The organism is Oceanirhabdus sp. W0125-5, assembly GCF_027938815.1.
In the GTDB taxonomy this organism is placed as follows: Bacteria; Bacillota; Clostridia; order Clostridiales; family Clostridiaceae; genus Oceanirhabdus.
In genome coordinates, this window is record NZ_CP115913.1 from 3,463,238 (window position 1) to 3,484,092 (window position 20,855).

At 31.0% G+C, this 20,855-nt stretch carries 19 protein-coding genes; 1 reads left to right on the forward strand and 18 read right to left on the reverse strand.

The window, feature by feature from the left end:
- Positions 1-148: 148 nt before the first annotated feature.
- The 7 genes from OW730_RS16000 to OW730_RS16030 form a co-directional block, all read right to left on the reverse strand.
- Complete coding sequence (locus OW730_RS16000; protein ID WP_271225053.1) at positions 149-394, reverse strand: hypothetical protein; 246 nt, start codon at positions 392-394, stop codon at positions 149-151.
- A 517-nt stretch (positions 395-911) separates the two neighbouring features.
- Positions 912-2,117, reverse strand: coding sequence for an MFS transporter (locus OW730_RS16005; protein WP_271225054.1), 1,206 nt, complete (start codon positions 2,115-2,117; stop codon positions 912-914).
- A 237-nt stretch (positions 2,118-2,354) separates the two neighbouring features.
- Positions 2,355-2,780, reverse strand: coding sequence for a hypothetical protein (locus OW730_RS16010; RefSeq protein WP_271225055.1), 426 nt, complete (start codon positions 2,778-2,780; stop codon positions 2,355-2,357).
- A 183-nt stretch (positions 2,781-2,963) separates the two neighbouring features.
- Positions 2,964-3,572 (reverse strand): N-acetylmuramoyl-L-alanine amidase, encoded by a 609-nt coding sequence (locus tag OW730_RS16015; protein WP_271225056.1) that lies wholly within the window; start codon positions 3,570-3,572, stop codon positions 2,964-2,966.
- Between the two features lie 126 nt (positions 3,573-3,698).
- Positions 3,699-8,630 (reverse strand): DNA repair ATPase, encoded by a 4,932-nt coding sequence (locus OW730_RS16020; protein WP_271225057.1) that lies wholly within the window; start codon positions 8,628-8,630, stop codon positions 3,699-3,701.
- 15 nt (positions 8,631-8,645) lie between these two features.
- Positions 8,646-10,664 (reverse strand): flotillin family protein, encoded by a 2,019-nt coding sequence (locus OW730_RS16025; RefSeq protein ID WP_271225058.1) that lies wholly within the window; start codon positions 10,662-10,664, stop codon positions 8,646-8,648.
- On the reverse strand, positions 10,633-11,343 hold the full coding sequence (locus tag OW730_RS16030) for a hypothetical protein (protein WP_271225059.1): 711 nt from the start codon (positions 11,341-11,343) through the stop codon (positions 10,633-10,635). The genes OW730_RS16025 and OW730_RS16030 overlap by 32 nt, the downstream gene beginning before the upstream one ends.
- A gap of 296 nt (positions 11,344-11,639) precedes the next feature.
- On the opposite strand from OW730_RS16030, the gene OW730_RS16035 reads away from it, so the two are divergent.
- Positions 11,640-12,416 carry a YdcF family protein gene (locus tag OW730_RS16035; protein ID WP_271225060.1) on the forward strand — a complete coding sequence of 259 codons (777 nt, stop codon included), beginning with the start codon at positions 11,640-11,642 and terminating at the stop codon, positions 12,414-12,416.
- A gap of 156 nt (positions 12,417-12,572) precedes the next feature.
- Here OW730_RS16035 and OW730_RS16040 read toward each other — a convergent pair whose 3' ends face one another.
- From OW730_RS16040 to OW730_RS16090, 11 genes are all read right to left on the reverse strand, one after another.
- On the reverse strand, positions 12,573-12,803 hold the full coding sequence (locus tag OW730_RS16040) for a hypothetical protein (protein WP_271225061.1): 231 nt from the start codon (positions 12,801-12,803) through the stop codon (positions 12,573-12,575).
- Positions 12,793-13,380 carry a hypothetical protein gene (locus tag OW730_RS16045; protein WP_271225062.1) on the reverse strand — a complete coding sequence of 196 codons (588 nt, stop codon included), beginning with the start codon at positions 13,378-13,380 and terminating at the stop codon, positions 12,793-12,795. The genes OW730_RS16040 and OW730_RS16045 overlap by 11 nt, the downstream gene beginning before the upstream one ends.
- Positions 13,381-13,465: 85 nt before the next feature.
- Entirely contained in the window at positions 13,466-13,957 is a 492-nt protein-coding gene (locus tag OW730_RS16050; protein ID WP_271225063.1) for a hypothetical protein, read from the reverse strand.
- A 76-nt stretch (positions 13,958-14,033) separates the two neighbouring features.
- Entirely contained in the window at positions 14,034-14,732 is a 699-nt protein-coding gene (locus tag OW730_RS16055; RefSeq protein ID WP_271225064.1) for a hypothetical protein, read from the reverse strand.
- Positions 14,733-15,171: 439 nt separating this feature from the next.
- The gene (locus tag OW730_RS16060; protein ID WP_271225065.1) at positions 15,172-15,534 is read right to left on the reverse strand and encodes a hypothetical protein; all 363 of its coding nucleotides are present in this window, start codon (positions 15,532-15,534) and stop codon (positions 15,172-15,174) included.
- A 111-nt stretch (positions 15,535-15,645) separates the two neighbouring features.
- Entirely contained in the window at positions 15,646-16,191 is a 546-nt protein-coding gene (locus OW730_RS16065) for a DUF6155 family protein (RefSeq protein ID WP_271225066.1), read from the reverse strand.
- Between the two features lie 293 nt (positions 16,192-16,484).
- Positions 16,485-16,616: a hypothetical protein gene (locus OW730_RS16070; protein ID WP_271225067.1), complete on the reverse strand. Its 132-nt coding sequence runs from the start codon at positions 16,614-16,616 to the stop codon at positions 16,485-16,487.
- Between the two features lie 24 nt (positions 16,617-16,640).
- On the reverse strand, positions 16,641-16,880 hold the full coding sequence (locus OW730_RS16075; protein WP_271225068.1) for a hypothetical protein: 240 nt from the start codon (positions 16,878-16,880) through the stop codon (positions 16,641-16,643).
- 372 nt (positions 16,881-17,252) lie between these two features.
- A complete protein-coding gene (locus OW730_RS16080) occupies positions 17,253-17,543 on the reverse strand; it encodes a hypothetical protein (protein WP_271225069.1) in 291 nt (96 codons plus the stop codon).
- 419 nt (positions 17,544-17,962) lie between these two features.
- Positions 17,963-20,320, reverse strand: coding sequence for a xanthine dehydrogenase family protein molybdopterin-binding subunit (locus OW730_RS16085; RefSeq protein WP_271225070.1), 2,358 nt, complete (start codon positions 20,318-20,320; stop codon positions 17,963-17,965).
- Positions 20,313-20,855: a (2Fe-2S)-binding protein gene (locus tag OW730_RS16090; RefSeq protein WP_271225071.1), complete on the reverse strand. Its 543-nt coding sequence runs from the start codon at positions 20,853-20,855 to the stop codon at positions 20,313-20,315. Before OW730_RS16090 ends, OW730_RS16085 begins: the two co-directional genes overlap by 8 nt.

Below are 20,855 nucleotides of genomic sequence, written 5' to 3' on the forward strand. Positions count from 1 at the left end.
ATTATTTGGGGCAAAAAAAATGCACTTACTTTAAAATAAGTGCATTTTCTTATATTAATAACTATTAATATTCTTTTAAATATTATTAATTAAATATAATGTGCATTGTGATAAGTATCTTAGTGAAAGTAAATAATTTATAGCTGTCTTATGGTATTTTTTTTACCATTACGTCTTTACATAGTATAACTCTATTGCTTGTTTCTAATTTATTAACGAATTTTTCAAATTCATTATATAACTCTTTTCTTAAGTCATTAACATATTTGATCCCTTTAATTAACTGAAGCTTTTCATCTATACATATGTATAACGCTTCCTCTTCATTTTCAGCTGTTATTTTAACCTCTTCCATCATATTACTCTCTTTAACATACATTATAAATTTCATCATAGTCAATCACACCCTTAATATTTTATGTAATATTTTCTTTCAGAAGATATAACTTTACACACAATTTTTTTCGATAATGTTATATTACCATTAATCACATTATTATGCATAGTGATTTTTGTAAATTTTTTTATATCTTATGTAACTTTTCTTTTGTTTCCCCAAATTTAATCTGATTACATTATGTTTTAAGTCTTTCATTCTCTTATCCTATTATTAGTATCCCTTAAATTCAATGTTTTTAAATTAGATAATTTTTGAAATTACTTAATATCTATGTTTAATTATGCTCTCAGTAAAAATAAATACTAAAAATTTATTTTTTAGTTTCATTTAATGTTTTTGTTTACATTATTTTAGTTTACATAATCTTAAATATGTAAACAATTCTTGTTTGAATTGAACGAAAAGAAATCTGACACCCTGTTCTGGATATCAGATCTCTACTCTGTGTGATTCACTATTTATAATAATTTTAATTAATTCAAATGGATACTTTTATATACACACTCCATTTTTAAGCTGAGAGCTTGTTTAAAGATTTGTTTTTGCCTAATTTTTTATTTAAATATATTGCAAAAACAAAGGTTAATACTAACATAGATATTCCTAAACTCAAATGGAATGTAAATATATCTGTTTTATCCTTAAGCAATCCCAAAATAGGTAAGAAAATTGCCCCTGCCAAGTTAGTTAGTAGGCTGAAAAATGATAATATTGTTGCTCTTTTATCAGATGGAATATTTTTATTTAAATGCTTTCTAACAGCTGGATGATAAAGACCTCTTGCAACCTGCTGAAGCATCATAGGTAATACACCAATCCACCATTTTGAAAGACCCATTAAAATAAAGGATACAACCATAAAAACTGAAAGGAGTATTAAAGTTTTCCCCTTTGTTGCTTTCATAATTTTATGAGCATTCTTTGATACTTTAGCTGCAACAATGTTAAAAAAGAAAAAAATCAAACCAAATAATTCTACAGGCACATCAACCCCTTCAAAATATGGCTGAAACAAGAAAAATCCAAATCTATAAAAAACATAGAACATCATTGAATATAATATTATAGCTCTGACTTTATCATGTTTCATTACATACATTCCACTGTCTTTTATTTGTTTAAGATATTTCTCTCCATACTTGCCTTTCTTGTTCTCAATTGGAGGTTCCACAAGTTTTAATCCTATAAGAACTGAAATAAATACAAATATAGATGATGCAACCATAGGGAGTTCTCTATTTATCCTGTATAGAAAACTTGCAGCTATGCTTCCTACAGCTTGGGCATATAAAAGATATGACTTTGCTTTACCTTCAATTTCTTGAAATCTATGCTCCTGCCCTTCAGCTTTTAAAGAATCATAGATTAAAGCCACATCCGCACCAGACTTAAAAGTAGATCCTATTCCAAAAAATATTTCTGCTATTGCAAAAACATAAAAATTTTGACCGAATACAAAGAGCAATAAGCTGCTTGCCCATAACAATGCTCCTAAGAGCATACTTGCTTTTCTTCCTATTTTATCTGCTACCGCACCAGTTGGCACTTCACATATTACAATAGTGACAGATGCAATAGAACTTAAAAGCATTATCTCAGCAAATGATAACCCTTTGCTGAAAAAATAGATAGTCATTATTGGACCTAAAATTAAAAGATTTGAAAATAAATTATAACCATAATAATACCTGATGTTTTTTCTTAAACTAATAGACATTAGCCTACCCTCCTTTTCCCCCAATAAAATATAATATAAAAATAAATAAAGAAACCCAAAGAACGAGTTCAAAAGAGACTCGTCCTTCGGGCTTTTATCCCAAAAGTGTAGTTGTAAATCAACCTGTACCGCTCGGACCAGACAGCAAATTAATGCTCGGAACCCTAGGTACACTCTCAAAATTCTAATTTATGGATTATTTTATATTAAATATCTATTTGTGTCAATGGTTTATTCTTATCTTTCTTTAAAATTATTAAATTTAGTTTCTAACTCCATAGCTAAATAAATTAAAAAAGTATATCTAAGCTTCTCATCGTCTATAGGAATAAACTTAATCTTATAATTATTATAAAGATACTCTCTGGCTTCTCTCATTGTAGAGTACCCTTTTTCTTTTAGAATTTTTGTAGCCACAGTTGCTTGATTTTCTCCTATAGACCTTTCATCAACCCCAATTTTCTGTGCAATAGTTTTTGACCTTCCAACATATGTAGGAACACCTTTATCATACATTACATATACTGCCCCCATTGGACTATCTGCACCTAATATCTCTTTAATTTTGCTTTCTGTTAAAAATTCTAAATCATAACTAGGTGATTGACTTATTTCTTGTTTTAAAACTGGTAATCTTTCTACATATTCAAAGAACTTACTCATATCTATCTCCCCCATATCTATATAAATTATACCAATAATTAGTACATTATTGATTACAATATCAATTCAATTTACAAATATCACATTTAGAGCTATATTCACTAACCAACCCTTTCCTCCCCAATAATTCTCATAATATGAACATCTAGTTTAATATCAACTATACCTCCATTACGAAATACTCTACTTCTTTACTAGCTTGTATCCAATTGACTCGGCAAATTTTTTTAGTGCTTCAATATCCATTTTATTTTCTTCAGCATTAACTTCTTTACCTGTTATTCCTTTTACAATTGCATTGGACATTTTCTCAGCATCAAAGATTGCCATATCCTTTTCTGAATCACAGAAGCACCCTTCAATTAATATTGCTGGTGCATTAGTATGATTAAGGACATAAAGTTTTTTATGAATCTTTATACCTCTATTATAGAAACCTAACTTTATCAGTTCATCTTGTATTGGCTTTGCTATCTTCTTACCATTATTGCTTACATAAAAGACCTCACATCCATGCGCTTTACCATTATAGTAATTAAAGTGCATTGAAATAACTATATCCACCTTAGCTGAATTTGCTTTTTCACATCTCATTCTTAAGCTATCTGATGTAGAATGAATACTTTTAAAATCCTCTTTTGTTGGAGTACAATCAATTACTTCATACCCTAATTCTCTAAGTTTTTCTATAGCCAGATAGGACACTTCATTAATCATATCATCTTCTTTACGAAGTCCTATAGTTCCACGATTCCATGGAGTTTGATGCCCTCGAAACCACCCTATTTTCATACAACTCACTCCTTATTTTGGTTTATATTAGATATAAAACTCCCCCCACTAATCACATTATATTATTCCTTGATTAATTGGGGGGTGCTTTATTAATTACTCATTATTATTATATTAATTCCATACCTAAGATATATCTTTACTTTTAGCCATTATATCCTTAATCATCTCTAAATTCTCAGTAAGATTACTTAGAACCATTACTGCCTGACCTATCTTGTCATCACCTTTTACAAGTTTGTTTTTAACAAATATCTTTTTAATTTCATCCCAACGTTCTTTCTCTTCACTATTTAAACAACCAGCAATCTCTTTCCACTTAAGCATATTAGCCTCTGCACCAGTTGTTAGTGTTTGAGAATCATTCACGTAGCTCGCAAGAATTTGTTCAAACAATTCTTCATCATTCATTATAGAAACAACTTTCTCTGCAATCTTATTCATGTTTCTATAAGAACCTTGAAGTTTAAAAGGTGGTTCATTTCTATACTCATCAGCTTGAGCTGCTGAATATATATATTCCATGTTAACCTTTAGTACTACATCTCTTACTTTAAACAACTTTTCAATAACGGTAATATATTCATTAAGCTCATCAATTGAATAAGTACCTTCAAAGTTAACATTTTCTCTTTCTGCACCTTTTGCCATTTCAATAAGACCATATAGATCCTTCTGACTTCTACTTGACAGCTTACTTAGTACAGGATTAGATGTTAAGCTGTTTTCAATGTAACTAAGCTTAAATGCTTCTTCATTTTCTCTAAGCATATCTCCAAGATTATATACATCAGCTCTATTAGAAAGCATATCTGGTATCTTGAATTTTTCACCGCTTTCTGTGTAAGGGTTACCAGCCATAACCACAGCTACCTTCTTACCTCTTAAATCATAGGTCTGACCAACACCATTGTATACCCCTTCAATCTTACGCTGACCATCACATAGTGATATGAATTTCTGTAAGAATTCTGGATTACAGTGCTGAATATCATCCACATAGATCATTACATTGTTACCCATCTTCAGTGCAAGATTAAGTTTTCTTAATTCATCTCTAGCGCTAGTATTATTAGCCTTCCCTGGATCTAATGATGTTACTTCGTGCCCTAGAGATGGTCCATTAATTTTTACTAGGATAATACCAAGTCTGCTTGCTATATACTCCATCAAGGTAGTTTTACCATAACCAGGTGGTGAAACTAGCAATAACATTCCCATTAAGTCAGTTCTCTTATTTTCTCCAACAACACCAATTTGTTTAGCCAGGTTATCCCCTATCAATGGAAGATACACTTTATCTATCAGCTTATTTCTAACAAATGATGATAATACTTTTGGCTTAAAATCATCTAAATGAAGCTCATCTTTAAACTGTTGGATAAGTTCCTTTTTGATATTCTGGAACTTAAGATAGTCATTAACTACAAAATCACTGTAATGTTTTAACTTATGCATAAACTTAGTATAAGCTATTGTATATTTGCCTCCATTAATAACACCATGTGTTCCTACAAGTCCATTTATAGTTACCTTTGTATCAACATTAATTACTCTGCCTAAAGTAGCATTATTCTCGATTAGCATAACAATAACTTCATCAAGCACGCCTGATAGTTCTTCCTTATCCAGAGCTTCGAATAAATTACTATTATCTAAGATATCCAATCTATAAGCATTAACCCATTCTTTAATAAGATAGAAAACACCTTCAATATCGTTTATGCTATTTTTTACTGATGATGAGAATTGGTCAATTGCATTCTTATCTCGTAAGTAGTTCATAAAGCCATCATATATTTTTTTAGCTTCCTTACTAACTACGAACTCTTCACCTTTCATGATCTCCTTACAAAGATATTCTGCAGCTGCAGGGATATATTTGTTATCAAAGAAGGTTATATCCTTATATGCATTGTTAAGTTTTTCAATTATAAAAGGAAGATAATTATCCAAATTAGGTGATGAGTTAAAATACAAGCTAACCTTAGCTAATTCTTTTAAACGAACTATTAACAGTTCCTTAGTTTCAGAATCGACTAAACGCTTCCAAAACAATCTGGCTAAAGCTCTAACCTGACTCTTATATATTAATAGATCTATATTATGATGTAATTCTAGTAATGTTTTAAGTATCTTTGCTCCATCACTATCATGTACCCCTTTGGTATACCCTTCTTGATATCTTGATTCCATAAACTTTTGAACTATTTCAACTAATTGAGTCTCAGTCTTTGAATACAATATATCTAAGCTTTCAAATTGTTTATTTCTTGCAGCTTTAAAAATTGTATAAGCAAGATATTCCCCTCTATAAACATCCACATTCTCTGATACAATACTCTGTTCAAAGACATGCTGATACTTGTTGATTTCCTCATGTACTACCTTATCCCAGAAATCTGTTCCTGTAATGTGATAATATAATCCGTCATCTTTTTGTACCATGGAAAGATCTATAGCTTTTGTGTTTACAGAGAAATGATGTTTACCTAGTTTTAAGACATTTTCTCCACCAACATATAACTCCTGCTTATCCTTTAGCTGTCGAATAGTATCTTCTTTTAATGTCTTTAATCTTGAGCTAATCTCATCAGCCTTAACATTATCTCCAAGCTCTCTTAATTGAGATATAATATCTCTAACCTTCTCAGCCATTATGTCCGTAGCAAGATATCCATTTATCTCTTCAATAGAATTGAAACCTTTTACCCTGTTAGCTATTCCATTGATAATACGTTCAGATGAATTAAATAATCCAACTATACGTTTATTTAACTTATCTAAAAGTGACTGTTTCTTTCCTTCAAAAGCATTATATAACTCTTCTCTTTTTTCACTAAGTTTAACTACATACTCATCAAACTCAGCAAACTTTCCTTCTAATTCCTGTATTTGAACCATTACCTTATTAAGATACTGGTCACATTTCTCTACTGTATCTGAAACATCCAGATAATTTACTACAGCTTGACTAAGCAATTTCATTTGAGAGTTAAACTGGGTAGTCATTTCACTTTTAGAAAATTCCTCTACCCTTGTCTTTAGTCTTGCCTTAGCATTATTTATCAGAGAGAACAATGATGAAATTTTCTCTATTATCTGTGTTGTCATTGTAGGATCTTCAATCTTAAAGTTACTTACAATATCTATAAGAAGTTCTAAATCAGATGAAGTTTCATCCATCTTCTCAGTAAGTTCTTTACCTTCTTTAGATTTATTAACCATATCAATAGCAGATTGTAATTCTTGTACTTTATCAGCATAAATCTTAAGTCCTTCAGGCTGGATTAAGAACTCAACGCACTTATTGGAGAATTCCTCATTTTTTTCTTTTACTCTTGTGTCAAGTGAATCAACAATCTCAAGGTCAGTGTATCTTAAATCCCTTAGGGAAACAATTTTCCCTCTAAGATTTCTTATTTCCGCCAATACCTTTACATATTCATCAACTGTATCAAAGGTTCCATACTCTAATTTTTTAAGTAGTTCCTCTGATTCATTTTTCACATCATCTATCTGCTTTTTAGTTGCGTTTTTTATTCTTACTACCTTTTCAAACTCACCAATTGCAAAAGATGATGTTTCTTTTATACGTAAAAGCACTTCTTTTAAATTATATGCTTCTTCTTTATCAATCCAAAAATAGGTATCAATTATTTGTTCTGATTCTTTTACAATATCAATGTAAATACTCTGATATCCTTCACCTTTTTGAATCAGTTTGAATACAATCTTACAATCAGCCATACAGTTTACAATATCTTTATTACCAATATTAAATAAGATTGAATCGCTGTGACCTTCACTTACATAATTTTTCCCCACATAAGGTGTCTGCCATATCTGTATCATATGATTCTTTCTTGGTTCATTTTCATGTTTAAAAACAATCATTTCACCATTATTGAAATGTGAATACCCGCTGCAGACAATTGGAGTATCTATTGTTTGCTCAATTATGTTATATGAATACACCAAGTATATTCCGCTATCTATGTTATAAAAAATATACTGATAATCTTCACCATTAGATGAGCTTATCATCTGATCAAATACTGAATCCTCACATGGAACATCAAATATTTTATATTCTCCACTTTGTAGATAATAACCTTTGGGGAAAATGAGACCATGATTCCCAGGTAAAAGCATACAAGTATCTTTAATCGAATCTATTCTTACAACATTCTTTAATTTGTTGTTAAAAACAAAGTACCTATAATCTTTTTCCTTATATGGTCGAATTTTTAGTATTACTATTTCACCTAGATCAGCATAGAATATTTCAGCATCATCAAGATTCTGATCCTTATCCTCTACATCTTCTGAATAAATACCCTTACCTACCTCAGTATTATCCTCAACTTTAATCGTTAAATCTCCATTGAGGGTTTCAACAAAGACCTTATCCTGAATTGAAACATGTGGGTAAAGACCACTTCGTTGATCATCACGTGTTGCTTTAACAAAATTGAACTCATTTTTATTAACGAACTTAACTTCATGTTCACTTCTACAGTCCACATACTTTAGCTTATCGCCTTCAATCAACCATTTAAATGCTTTAATATCAGTTGCATTCTTTCCTGTTTGAAAAATCATATAGAAATATGGTTCTATAATTGTAAACTTAGCGAAAAAGGTATTCTTATAATACTTATAGAGATCATCAAAATCTTTCAAAAACTGATCATCATTAATTAAGTCAAATGTCTGCTTCTGAAATGTATGATCTTTATATTTATATACAGAAAATACATCACTCAGTTCAACCTTGGATTTAAGACCTATATGGACATTGTATCCAAAAATAAAGTAATCATCTACAGGCGCCATATCTCTAGGTATACAATTATTCTCTGTTATAATTCTCTCGCTGCTAAGAAGCTTTGATTCAATTGAACCAAAGACTTCTTTTCTCACAGCATTAAGGCTTTCAACACGTTCCTTTAAGTCATCACCATGTTTTGTAAGACGATTTTTAATAACCTCATATGTGCTATTTTCCATATCTTTATTTTTAATCTGTTTATCTTTATTCTCTTTAACACCCAACTTTATCTACCTCATTTAATGTGTAGTTTCTATCATATTTGCTGGTAAATTACCAACCCCAGCCTTATTAACAGTTTCTAATAACTTACCTAACATTGTCTTATCGGCACCATCAGCATCTTTCATCATTCTATTAACAGCACCTGCTATTGATAGGTTCTTCAAATCTTCTGATGTTAAGTTAAATCTACTTGTTAACTCTTGTAATTGCTGCTTAAAGTACTCTGGATCTCCAGTAATAAATGTCTCTTTAATATCTGTAAGTACTTCACTATTATTTACTAGACGGTCAAAAGATTTACCTTGAGCAATTGAACCAATAATCTTATCAAAGAACATTGTCTCTCCACCAACAATATCAATCTTAGCTGATTTAAGAGCTTCTTTGATAACTGCAGCTTGAGATTCTGCGATATCCTTCTGAATGTTGATATTTGCAAGTTCAATAGCCTTTTCTTTTTCAAGCTTAAGTTTGAACTCCTCGTGTCCTCTACCAACTTCATCAAGAGCCTTCATGCTCTCAGCTTTTTCTTTGATACCTTCTGCTTCTGCCATGTATTTCTTCTTCAAGATATCAGCTTCAACTGTACCCTCTTTCTCTTTTACTTCAACCATAGCAGCATCACCTTTAGCCTGAGCTAGTGATTTTGCTTCTATAACTTTTGATTCTGCAATACCACTTGTTGATTCCTCAAGAACTTTAGCATCAACAATAACTTTAATTGACTCAGCTTCTTTTTGTGAAGCCTTAAGTTTAGCATCAGCATCAATAACAGTTTTCTCTGCAATACGTTCAGCAGCTTCTTTTAAAGCTTCAGCAGTTTTAACTTTAATGATACGCTCTTTCTCAGCCTCTTCTTCAGCTTTTTTAATAGCTACAGTTTTATAACGATCTGCCTCTGCAATTGCACGAGTATCTTTAATTCTCTCTTCTTCAACAACAGTATCCTTTTCAACTGCTACTCTTTCTCTTATAACTGCCTGAATATTTTTCTTTTCAACTTCTACTTCTTTTTCCTTTTCAATAACAGCAAGTTCAACTAACTTATCTTTCTCTGTTCTTTCAAGTAATCTCTTTCTATCAACTCTTTCAGTCTCAACTGCTTCTGTACTTTCTTTAGCTTTCAGAGCTACAATTACTTGTCTCTCTTTATTTTGCTCTGCAATTTCTATTTCTTCATCAGATTTAACTCTTGCAAGCTCTGCTTTTAATCTCTCTTCCTGAGCTATTTTTTCTGCTTCTGCAGTTTCTCTAGAATTAATAATAGAAATTTCTCGTTTCTGTTTTGCTTCTGCCTCTGCATTTTGCTTTTCAAGTTCTAATATTGCCTCTCTTGCAGATACATCCTGCTGCTTTATAGTTTTCTCTCTTTCTCTCTCTATCTCATTAGCTAATATTCTCTGTTTTGCAGTAAGCTCAATAATTTTCTTAACACCCTCTGCATCTAAGATATTATTTCTATTCAAAAGATCAACGTCAGTTTGTTCAAGATAATCAATTGCTGCATCATCCATAACATAACCATTTAGATCAGTTCCTATAATCTGAAGAATCTCATCTTTAAAAGTCTCTCTTTCAGTATACAACTGAACAAAATCAAATTTCTTACCAACTGTTTTTAAAGCTTCTGAGAATTTAGCATCGAAAAATTCCATCAAAGTAGTACGATCAGATGCCTTCTGACATCCTAAAAGCTGTGCAACTTTAAGTACGTCATCTCTTGTTTGATTTACTCTAACGAAGAATGCAACCCTAATATCAGCTCTTAGATTGTCCTTACATATCAAACCATCCTTACCTTCTCTGGCAATCTCAACTCTTTTAACAGAAATATCCATAACCTCGTATTTATGCACGATTGGTATTACAAACATACCACCAAAGGATACCTTCTGTCCTCCAACACCATTTCTAATTATAACCTTACCCTGCTCTACCTTATGGTAGAATAAAGAAAACAATGCTAGGAATCCTATAAATACTGCAACTAATACAACAATACTAACTAATAGTATCTGAACCAAGTAATTCATTTTTCTTCTCCTCCATTTTAACAATATAATATATATTTTTATCAGTGTCTTTTCTGATAACAAATGCGACTTCACCTCTGTGGAATGACTCTTGAAGGAATTCAGACTTCACATTTATAACTATTGAAGCTCCTTCTCTTTCAATTTCCGCTTGTCCCAATCGTCCATTTTCCACATCACACTTAAGTATGCATTGATGTTCAATTACTTCACTTCCTCTTTCCTCTTGAGCACTGCGGTCATTGAAAAGGCCCTTTAAAGGAATCGTTTCATACTTTGTAATAAACATACTAACCCCCAAGCCGGGCAGCAACAATACTGCATTCAATGGACCTCCAGGGGCTATTGGCAGATAATACATTAACATAGCTATTATCCAAAAATTTAAAATCAAAATACTAAAGACCAGCATAAAAGGTACTTCTGCTAGATTTAAAAATGATAATACCGAATAGAATGGCCCTGAATTATCAACTCCATCTAAATCAAAATCTAGAAAATCAAAACCTAATGCCCCGAAAATAACGCTGATCCAATAGAAAAATACTATTATCAACAACACAGTAGGAATAATATTTATTCCTGTAAAAGCATTTTTTAACAACTCAGTCATAACAACCCCCTTTTTCTTCGTCTTCACAACTCTGTCCTGGTATCTATCACTCCCATTCTCATTCATTCTCTTAACACACCTATGGAATCTTCACTCATATGGAATGTTAGACCACAAATACCATTTAATAATTTTACTATAAATATATGTTATTATATCGAGGGGAAAATGTAAATAATAGAAGCTAAATATTCACAATATATAAATATTTAGTAAAACAAGAGTTTAATTATCATAAAATGAAAAACAATACTCTCTTGATTACCTAAAGTCAATTATGATAGAATTGAAATATTGTAAAATAATATAATTAAGGAAATTTATTGTATTATTAAATATTTTGTTTTAGAGAGGTGGAAGTTATGAGTGAATTTAAAGAAAGACTTTATAAATATTTCAGTATATTATTAATCGTACTTGGAATACTCAATATGGCTTATTGTTTATTTGGATTTTCTTTAGGATGGGGATTTTATTTGGGATTAAAGCTATTCGTATTTATAGGTATAGTTTTCATAACTCATGGATTATTAAGACTATTTAATAAAAAATATAAAAAGAACTTACTAAACAAAATTGTAACATTTGGTATAAGTTTATTTATTGTTTCTTTTGTAATTATTCAATGTATGATAAGTTATCAAGGTGACAAGAACAATCTTAGTGATATGGATTATGTAATAATTCTGGGAACTCAAGTGATTGGAGACAGACCTGGATTAGAATTAAAGAACAGATTAGATAAGGCTATAAGAATTATAAATGACAATCAGAGTTGTAAGATAATTGTTTGCGGAGGAACTGGTTATAACCAAAAGTTTTCAGAAGCTTATGTAATGAAAAAATATCTTATTGAAAAAGGCATAGATAATGATAGAATTTTGAAAGAAGAGAAATCAACTAATACATATGAAAATATTAAAAACGCTAATGATATTATTAGAAATATTGACAATAGGGATAATATAAAAGTTGGTGTGTGCAGTAATGACTATCATGTCTATCGTGGAAAGATAATTTCTAAAAAATTTGAATTAAATCCAGTAGGAATATATGCAAAAACGCCTTTGTATATTATACCCAATCACCGTATGAGAGAGTATTGTTCAATTTTATATTATTGGTTGTTTCTTCGTTGAAGAATCAACCTCTTAGATGTATTTTGATTTATATGTTACTATATTGAATAATGAGGTGATAATTGTTTATTCTTATTTATGGATTAACTATGACAACTATTGTGATTAGACATATACTTTTTTAATGTACAAGCATATGTCTATCCCTTTTATAAGTTATGATTCTGCACAATTCTGATCTTCACTCTTATCATTCCTAAGATCATCATAACACTCTTTACAATAAATTAACCATGCTCCAAAACATTCTATATAATAACACTCTTCTGTTACGTTATTGCAATTATCACATCTTTCCAATTTATTCACCACCCATACTTTACACATTAAAACCTTCATCTGTTCCAGTAGTATGCTGCCATCCATATGTCTTCTACTACTTTTCATCTTTTGATACTCTTATAAATAAGTTATTGCCATCTAAATTTGCCAATAATACCTCAACTTGTTCATTTGTTAAATCAAAACAATATATTTCAGTTCCAAAATGTGATGATATAAATTGGTACTTTTTCTCATCAAGATCACTAAAAAAAGAAAAATTAAACCAACTTAATGATTCCACGTTTTCTTCAAACTTCTTTACGATGTAGTTGATTAGCTTTTCATTTCTTTCTATAATAAATTCTGTCTGATTTGAGTATTTCTCTTCTTCAATTATTGTAAAAAGACTCCTTATCTCATCATCAAGAGTAGGATTATTCCATGTTCCAAGTCCTATATATTCAGCTGATGCTTGCTTAATATTAAAGAATGCCATCCAATACCTTAAAATTAGATGTCTATTCTCAAGATTATTACCTTCCACTTGAATCTGATATCTAGAGTTAGATTCAAGTTTTTCCTCAACTATAATTATTGGACAGTTTTTATGATTTAACTTCAATTCAATTGCTTTATTTTGTTCACTATAAAATTCCTTCGTAGGATCTAAATATATTCGATTATCAATCAATTGTGGCATGTCTATGCATCTCCTTTTAGATAAATTGTGGTTAAAATAAGTATATACATTTATCAAAATTACATATTATACTTATAATTTCACACTATTTTAACTTGTATATAGACATTATAATTTCGGAATTGTTGGCAGTATTGTCTGTGTATGAGGCAATCCACAATTCCTCATCCATAGAATACAGATAGAAATTGATTTTTTCATTCTGTTCGTTATATATGCTATATTTGTATCTTTCTTTATATTCAGATATAGATATATTTCCCCAAGAAGAATCCCATACAGAGTCATTAAATGCCTGTACTAATTCATCATCCATTTTATTTCTTTTATAAGTGAGTTTCGAGATTTCATAATGATTTTCAGAAGAAACTGCCTTGAAACTATCTTTATTAATCGTATAAACAGTTCCTTTCATTTTTTTATTTAAATAGTCTTTTGATGATGAACTTAAGGGTGAAAGATAAACAATACTATCAAATTCATACTTTCCTGAAATAGCTAAATCATTATCTTTACTGCACCCTATAAGAGAACTTACGAAGAAAAACAATAATGATAGTAAAATGATTTTTTTCATATTTGACCTCCCATATAATTTGTTAAAATGAATAAATATATTTCTAATAGATTAACTATTTTTTAATACTCCCCTATTACATCTCCTCAATAAGTTTACCAAACTTATTAAAAATGAAGGTTGTTCTACTTAAATCTCCCCCACACTCCAACATATCTGTTTCAAAATTTATATGTGGTGATTCATAATAGTTACCTCTAGTCCAAGTAATTTTTTCTGATTTTAAATCTAAAATATATTGATTAGAATCTTCAATTCCTTCATCAATCAAAACAAAATTAGACTCATTAAAAGGCAGTGCTATTATAAATCTTACTTTTTTACTGCTACTCTTAGAAATGAAAAACTCTTGAATGTACTTCTTATATTCTTCATTTATTGGAACTTTGTATTTAATCCATCCAAACTCATTATCAATTTTAGTGTATATATACTCTTCATTTTGTGTAAATAAGTATTTCCCATACTTGATTGTAGTATCCTCTAAATAAACTGTTTTACTCTTTTCTGAAAACTCTTTATCTTTGTTATATGCTTCTTCTAAATGACTACATTCAAAAAATGGACTATCTTTAGATTTCATAAATTTATAATTTCCACTTTTTAAATTCAGTTCAAATCTCATCATATCTTCATTGTATGTTGAATAGTCAATGGTTTTATCAGCTTTGCTTGTACCTGATTTGTTTACCATCATGATATTATTTATAAATAATATAGCCCCTACTAAGATTATTAGAAAACTAATCATCACTTTCTTTTTATTTTTTCTCATTTATTTTCCTCCTTGATGTGATTCATACTTCTTATATTCTTAAATTCATTTATAAATATCTAGTTGGTATATTTTTTTAAAGTAACAATTATTGCTTATTACATTTCATGTATTAAGATAATTAAACTTTCTATACTAAATATAAATTATATTTTTATGCAACACAATACAAATATGTAATAAATTATATATTTTACTCCACAGTAGGATCTTGTACTTGTTGTAATGACTATGGATTCTTTTAAATAATGTTTTGGTTTACATTATTTTAGTTGACATAATCTAGAATATGTAAATATTGCTCAAAATAGTATTTCTAAATAAAATAAATCTGACATCCCCAAGATATCAGATTTATACTCTGTATTCATTTCCCATCTTTCATTAAATATATTCTCAAGGTCGTAGTTCTTTATTCTCCTCGTTATTCCATCTTGCTCTAGCAATTACCTTTCACATAATGTGTTGAATATGCTTCTTCAATATTTCTTATTCCAGATTTAGAAAATCTAAGTCTCTGCTTAGCTCCTTTTCCCCATTTCATATAGACAGTTTTAGAATTCTTTAATTTATTTTCTTTTGCATAATTTCTTAACACCTTCATAATTAAACTTAATTTACTTAAATTAGTATGGCAAACTCTTTCTAAGTAATCAACTTTACCTTTTCTCCAGTCTTCATAGCCTTTTTTTGATAGCACTTCTATTTCCATTAACACATCTACAGGAGCTGAATATCCTTTTTCATTGATTAATCTATTTACCGCAGCAATTACTTTCTTTTTCAGTTTATCATTATTCATTTTTAACCCTTCTCTTTCATTAATACAGAATTAATCTTTAAAGCAATTTTTTAACTTTTCCAGCTTTTATTATTCCTTTATAATTAATCTTTAAACGTCTTCTATATTAACTTATTCTTCCTCTTCAAAATCAAAGTTATAATAATCTCCAAATATATCACACATTGATTCTTCAAATCCCCAAGCTATGCCTAGTGATTTATTAAAGATTTCTTGAGCTTTTTTTCGAAATACTTCATCTAAATCATTATCAAATATATATTCTAAAGCATTATAGTACGCTTTCACTATGTTTCTGTAAAACTTCTCATCAATATCTCCATATGTATTTGTGAACTCAACTCCAATTTCAGCATAAAAAAGCATCAATTCTGCAATATTCTTTGGTGTATTAGATATTTTTTTAAAGTCTTTTATTGCATTCCTTACCTTAGAATAATCCATAGATCTAAAACCTCTGTTTGAAAAAAATTGCTCTTTTATAACTTTCTTATACTTCGAAAGCATTTCTTCTTCATACTTTGGATTAATTTTAACATTATAGTATGCTTTCACATCTTTAAAACTCTTAACTATATCAACTATCTCCTGCTGCAGTTCTTCATTACTTTTGCTCTTTAAATATTTTCTTAAATCAGATATTTTTAAGTTTACCATACTCTCATCCTTTCATTGATTAAACAACATGATTAAACTTTATAATTTTATTCCTTGAATATATCATATCCCATATTTTTTTAACCATTAATATTCTTACTCATTTATCAACTTGAAAGGGATACCAAATCGGCACCCCTTTTATAAATCTTATTAATAAATTGGTAATTCTGTATTTCAAAGTTATTTATTATCAATTTTATCATGTTTAAAAATATAAGTTCTTCCTTATTTAATATCTTCAAAATCAAGCGTTTAATATAAAGGGATACTGTATTAAGGTTTTTATAGTTCTATTGAATGATAAATTTATTTAGGTCTATGATCGCGCCTACTTCTTTTAAAAAATCCATTCCAATTATACCATTAATATTAAATCCATAATCCATAACGCCTATCTCTACTTTAAAGTTATCTATGCTCATATGTCCTAAAGTTACACAATCTACCTATTTTAAGTATACAAATTCAGTACCACCAACACCTGATATTGTTTCTATAGTATCGTCTTCCTCTATTGAAATATCTATTTCTTCTACACAATCCATCTTCAATATGGTCCCACCTGATCCTGTATCAATCAAGACATTATCAATTTCTAAAACTTTGCCCTTATGGAATAACGATATTGTACAGAAAGGTAACCCATGTTTTTCTTCTATGTTTAACCATAATTGTGTGGAAGTCAACCATCTTTTATAAGTGGGTGATGGATAATACTATTTTCAGAAGTATTCAATATCCTTCTGAAGATACTATAGCTTACAAGTGTAAAATCATAAGAAAATGTATATACTATAAGTATAAATGTTCTTTGAAAACTAGATATATAAGGTTGTGATGGGTATACGAATATAGCGAAAACCAAGCTTAGCCTCCATCATGTAAAATATCTAAGGCAACTTAGAATACTACAAAACGGTAACTACCCTAGGTCCTAGGGAAAGTCAAGCCTGTGGAGAACGCATAAGACCTATATGGCGATGTTCTAGGAAACAGGAAAAATTCTAGTACATGATACTAGAAGCCCCCAGTTCTGCGTAAGCAACTGGTGGGAGGGTTCACCCATTCTTGCGTACTCCAATCCTTGTTCTTTCTTTTATCACAAGTTCTTGGTTTTTTGTATGATATACATACATTTCTCTGCTTTTATTTTTCTTATGCTTTTCAGCATACTCTTTTAATGCACTTTTACTATCATTATACGAGTTAATAACAGAAACATCTTTTATTAACCTATTACCATCCTTTGAATCTGCTTCTAATGCCTCTATTAATATCCATTGATTGTGATATTTCTCTCTAACTTCATTCCATTTCATTTTATCACCACCACTTATTTCACTGTTCATGTGAAAATCACTTCATATTACCTTTAATATTATTATAACTTATAATCCCATATTTTAAAATTCTATAATTTTCATAAGAAATATTATCATTACTATCTTTCTTAAAAGTAAAATCATTTATCCTCTTTAGCATATTTTACTGTGTTATATCTTGCTAAGGTTTTAGTACATATTGCATCTTTATAACTTACAAAAATACCATCATTGTATCAATCTACAATTTTTAACGTGTGTATAGTTTGAAGATTTTGTTTACATTTTTTCAGTTAACATAATCTCAAATATGTAAATATACCTCTCTAAAGAGGAATTTCTAAATAAAAAAAATCTGACATCCCACTCCCAAGATATCAGATTTCTACTTTATTCCCCTACGTCAAGTAGTGCTTTAAAATCATTTGCACAATATCCTAATATTACTATCCTAGTTTCTTTGCTATAGCAAGTGCAACATTTTCAGGAGAAAGAGGCAACTTATAAAAATTAATCCCTAAAGCATCATAAAGTGCATTTCCAATAACAGATGGCACAGAAATCATAGGGTGTTCACCAATACCTCTAGCACCATATGGTCCATCTGGTTGTGGATTTTCTATTATAATAGGAATCACCTTCATTGGAATATCCTTTGCTGTAGGTATTTTATTGTCGGTAAAGGAAGGATTCATCAGCTTGCCCTCTGGACTGAACTTATACCCTTCGATTATTGCAGATCCAACTCCCTGTAGTACTCCACCATTGATCTGACCTTCAACAAGCTTCATATTGATTGCCTGACCTATATCAAAAGCAGAAACTATTTTGAGAATCTGTATGTCTCCGGTTTCAATATCAACCTCTATTTGAACTCCATGAGCTCCAAATGTCCAGTCAAGAGCAGGCAATCCCTGTCCTGTTACTGGGTCCAAAAAAGTAAGCCCATCAGCCATATAGGTGCCCTTTGCTATAAGAGGACCACCGATACCATTTCCATTTTCATAAGCATAGCCAATTGCAAGGTCTTTGTACTTTATTTTTCTCTCCTTATGATGGATATGATATATATATTCATCTCCATGTGCTAGATACTCAACTGAGGTTCTAAGCACCTGAGAAGCCATTTCCTTCATCTGATCAAGCATATTTTCAGCACATTTCTTTACTGCATTTCCACCCATAAATGTATATTTTGAAGCAACAGTAGACCAGTCATAAGGATGACGGCTTGTGTCGTTGTCCCACATTACCTTCACCTTTTCTATTGGCATATCAAGTACTTCTGCTGCAATTTGAGCCATTATTGTATTCGCTCCCTGCCCCATATCTACCACTCCAAGCATAATACGTATATTACCATCATCATCCATCTGCATAATTGCAGATGTAGAAGTATGTGGAGGCATTGCAGGAGCTTTTTGAAGGCAAGCAATTCCTTTTCCACGAAGTTTTCCTGCTTTGCAGCTTTCTTTACGTTCTTCTTCAGAACTGTATCCATTCCAGTGGATTTCTTTTGCTACAGCTTCTAAACATTCAGCAGGACGTCCTGAATTTTCATTTATCAGCTCCCCACTTATTGTATGAGAACCTGACCTTAATATATTCGCCATACGGAATTCATAAGGGTCCATTCCAAGTTTCTGCGCCACCATATCCATATGACGCTCGACAACCCAATGTGTTTCAAGATGGCCAAAACCTCTATAAGCTGTACTAAAGACTTTGTTTGTATAAAGTGTTCGAGAATGTATCTCTATATTAGGTATCTCGTAAGCACCTGCACCTGAATAGGTTGCTGCTTTCCCAACATTTACACCGTAATCAGCATAAGCCCCACTATCCCAATCATAATAAATTTCAACAGCAGTAATCTTTCCATCTTTTTTTACCCCTGTCTTAATACGTCCACGCATTCCAGCCCTAGTGGGAAGTTGATTAAATTCCTCTTCCCTTGTTGCTGTTAACTTTACAGGTCGACCTTTACATGTACGTGAGAGAACTGTTACAAGTGGTTCAAGGTGTATTCCTGCCTTTCCTCCAAAACCTCCACCCACATAAGGTGCAATTACCTGTATATCACCAGTTGATATCTGAAGTGCTTTTGCCAGCAACTTCCGTACTCCAAAAGGTGATTGAGTTGAAGACCATATTTTAACCTTGTTTGTATAGGTGTCAGCCTGTGCTATGGCAACATGGGTTTCCATAGGCGCATGTGCAACTGCAGGAAGAGTAAGCTCATTTTCTACAATCAGGTCAGCCTCTTCAAAACCTTTTTTTATATCTCCCTTTTTTGTTCTGTTCCAGCTTGCAATATTAGAATCAGGCTGTGGAAAGAAAACACCTTTAATATATTCAAGATCGTTTATATCTTCATGAACAAGTATTTTCCCTTCTAATGCTTCATCAATAGTTTGTATACTAGGAAGCTCCTTATACTTGATTTTTATTTTGGATACTGCAAGTTCTGCAGTCTTTTCATCAACAGCAGCAACAGCAGCCACTGGTTCTCCCTGATATCTAACAGTATCTCTTGCAAGAATACGCTTGTCAATCATATATAGTCCAACAAGATAAGGTATGTCATCACCTGTAAGTACAGCTTTAACCCCAGGTAATGCTTTAGCTTCACATACATCTATGGATAGGATTTCTGCTCTTGCATAGGGTGAATAAAGGCACTTTGCATACAACATTCCTGGCAATTCCATATCATAGGTGAAAACCGCCTGTCCTGTTACTTTTTCTAGTGCTTCAGCTCGGTCAAAAGATTTTCCAATATGACGGTATTTTTTATCACTCATTCTTCATTTCCCCCCTTTCCTGCTTAGCGGCTTGTTTAATTGCTGCAATAATGGGAACATATCCTGTGCAGCGACAAAAATTTCCTGCTATAGCTTCCTTTATTTCTTTCTCAGTAGGGTCAGAATTTCTATCTAAAAGAGCACGTGCTGACATTAACATACCTGGAGTGCAAAAGCCACATTGAAGTGCATCATGCTTTATGAACTCCTGCTGAAGTATTGAGATTTTTCCATTTTTATTAAGTCCTTCTACTGTCAAGATGTTTGCATCTTCAGCTTCCAAAGCTAAGATGATACATGAATTAACTGCCTTACCATTCATAATTATTGTGCATGCTCCACATTCACCCTCACCACAGCCTTCTTTTGTGCCGAAAAGCTTTAATTCCTTACGTAAAAAATTTAGTAAAGTCATTGTAGGATCAATATAAGCACATACTTTTTCTCCATTTACGATACAATTAAGCATCACTGATTCAAGCCCAGAATCAACATGTGTAAAGCAATTTTCCTGATTATTATGCTTTTTACACAT

Bases quoted from the DNA above. Each gene is read 5' to 3' on its own strand.
- OW730_RS16040 (WP_271225061.1), bottom strand. From the start codon at position 12,803: ATGAAAAGTAGTAGAAGACATATGGATGGCAGCATACTACTGGAACAG.
- OW730_RS16015 (WP_271225056.1), bottom strand. From the start codon at position 3,572: ATGAAAATAGGGTGGTTTCGAGGGCATCAAACTCCATGGAATCGTGGA.
- OW730_RS16000 (WP_271225053.1), bottom strand. From the start codon at position 394: ATGATGAAATTTATAATGTATGTTAAAGAGAGTAATATGATGGAAGAG.
- OW730_RS16050 (WP_271225063.1), bottom strand. From the start codon at position 13,957: ATGAAAAAAATCATTTTACTATCATTATTGTTTTTCTTCGTAAGTTCT.
- OW730_RS16025 (WP_271225058.1), bottom strand. From the start codon at position 10,664: ATGAATTACTTGGTTCAGATACTATTAGTTAGTATTGTTGTATTAGTT.
- OW730_RS16030 (WP_271225059.1), bottom strand. From the start codon at position 11,343: ATGAATGAGAATGGGAGTGATAGATACCAGGACAGAGTTGTGAAGACG.
- OW730_RS16035 (WP_271225060.1), top strand. From the start codon at position 11,640: ATGAGTGAATTTAAAGAAAGACTTTATAAATATTTCAGTATATTATTA.
- OW730_RS16085 (WP_271225070.1), bottom strand. From the start codon at position 20,320: ATGAGTGATAAAAAATACCGTCATATTGGAAAATCTTTTGACCGAGCT.
- OW730_RS16060 (WP_271225065.1), bottom strand. From the start codon at position 15,534: ATGAATAATGATAAACTGAAAAAGAAAGTAATTGCTGCGGTAAATAGA.
- OW730_RS16005 (WP_271225054.1), bottom strand. From the start codon at position 2,117: ATGTCTATTAGTTTAAGAAAAAACATCAGGTATTATTATGGTTATAAT.
- OW730_RS16070 (WP_271225067.1), bottom strand. From the start codon at position 16,616: ATGAGCATAGATAACTTTAAAGTAGAGATAGGCGTTATGGATTATGGA.
- OW730_RS16045 (WP_271225062.1), bottom strand. From the start codon at position 13,380: ATGCCACAATTGATTGATAATCGAATATATTTAGATCCTACGAAGGAA.
- OW730_RS16065 (WP_271225066.1), bottom strand. From the start codon at position 16,191: ATGGTAAACTTAAAAATATCTGATTTAAGAAAATATTTAAAGAGCAAA.
- OW730_RS16010 (WP_271225055.1), bottom strand. From the start codon at position 2,780: ATGAGTAAGTTCTTTGAATATGTAGAAAGATTACCAGTTTTAAAACAA.
- OW730_RS16055 (WP_271225064.1), bottom strand. From the start codon at position 14,732: ATGAGAAAAAATAAAAAGAAAGTGATGATTAGTTTTCTAATAATCTTA.
- OW730_RS16080 (WP_271225069.1), bottom strand. From the start codon at position 17,543: ATGAACAGTGAAATAAGTGGTGGTGATAAAATGAAATGGAATGAAGTT.
- OW730_RS16090 (WP_271225071.1), bottom strand. From the start codon at position 20,855: ATGTGTAAAAAGCATAATAATCAGGAAAATTGCTTTACACATGTTGAT.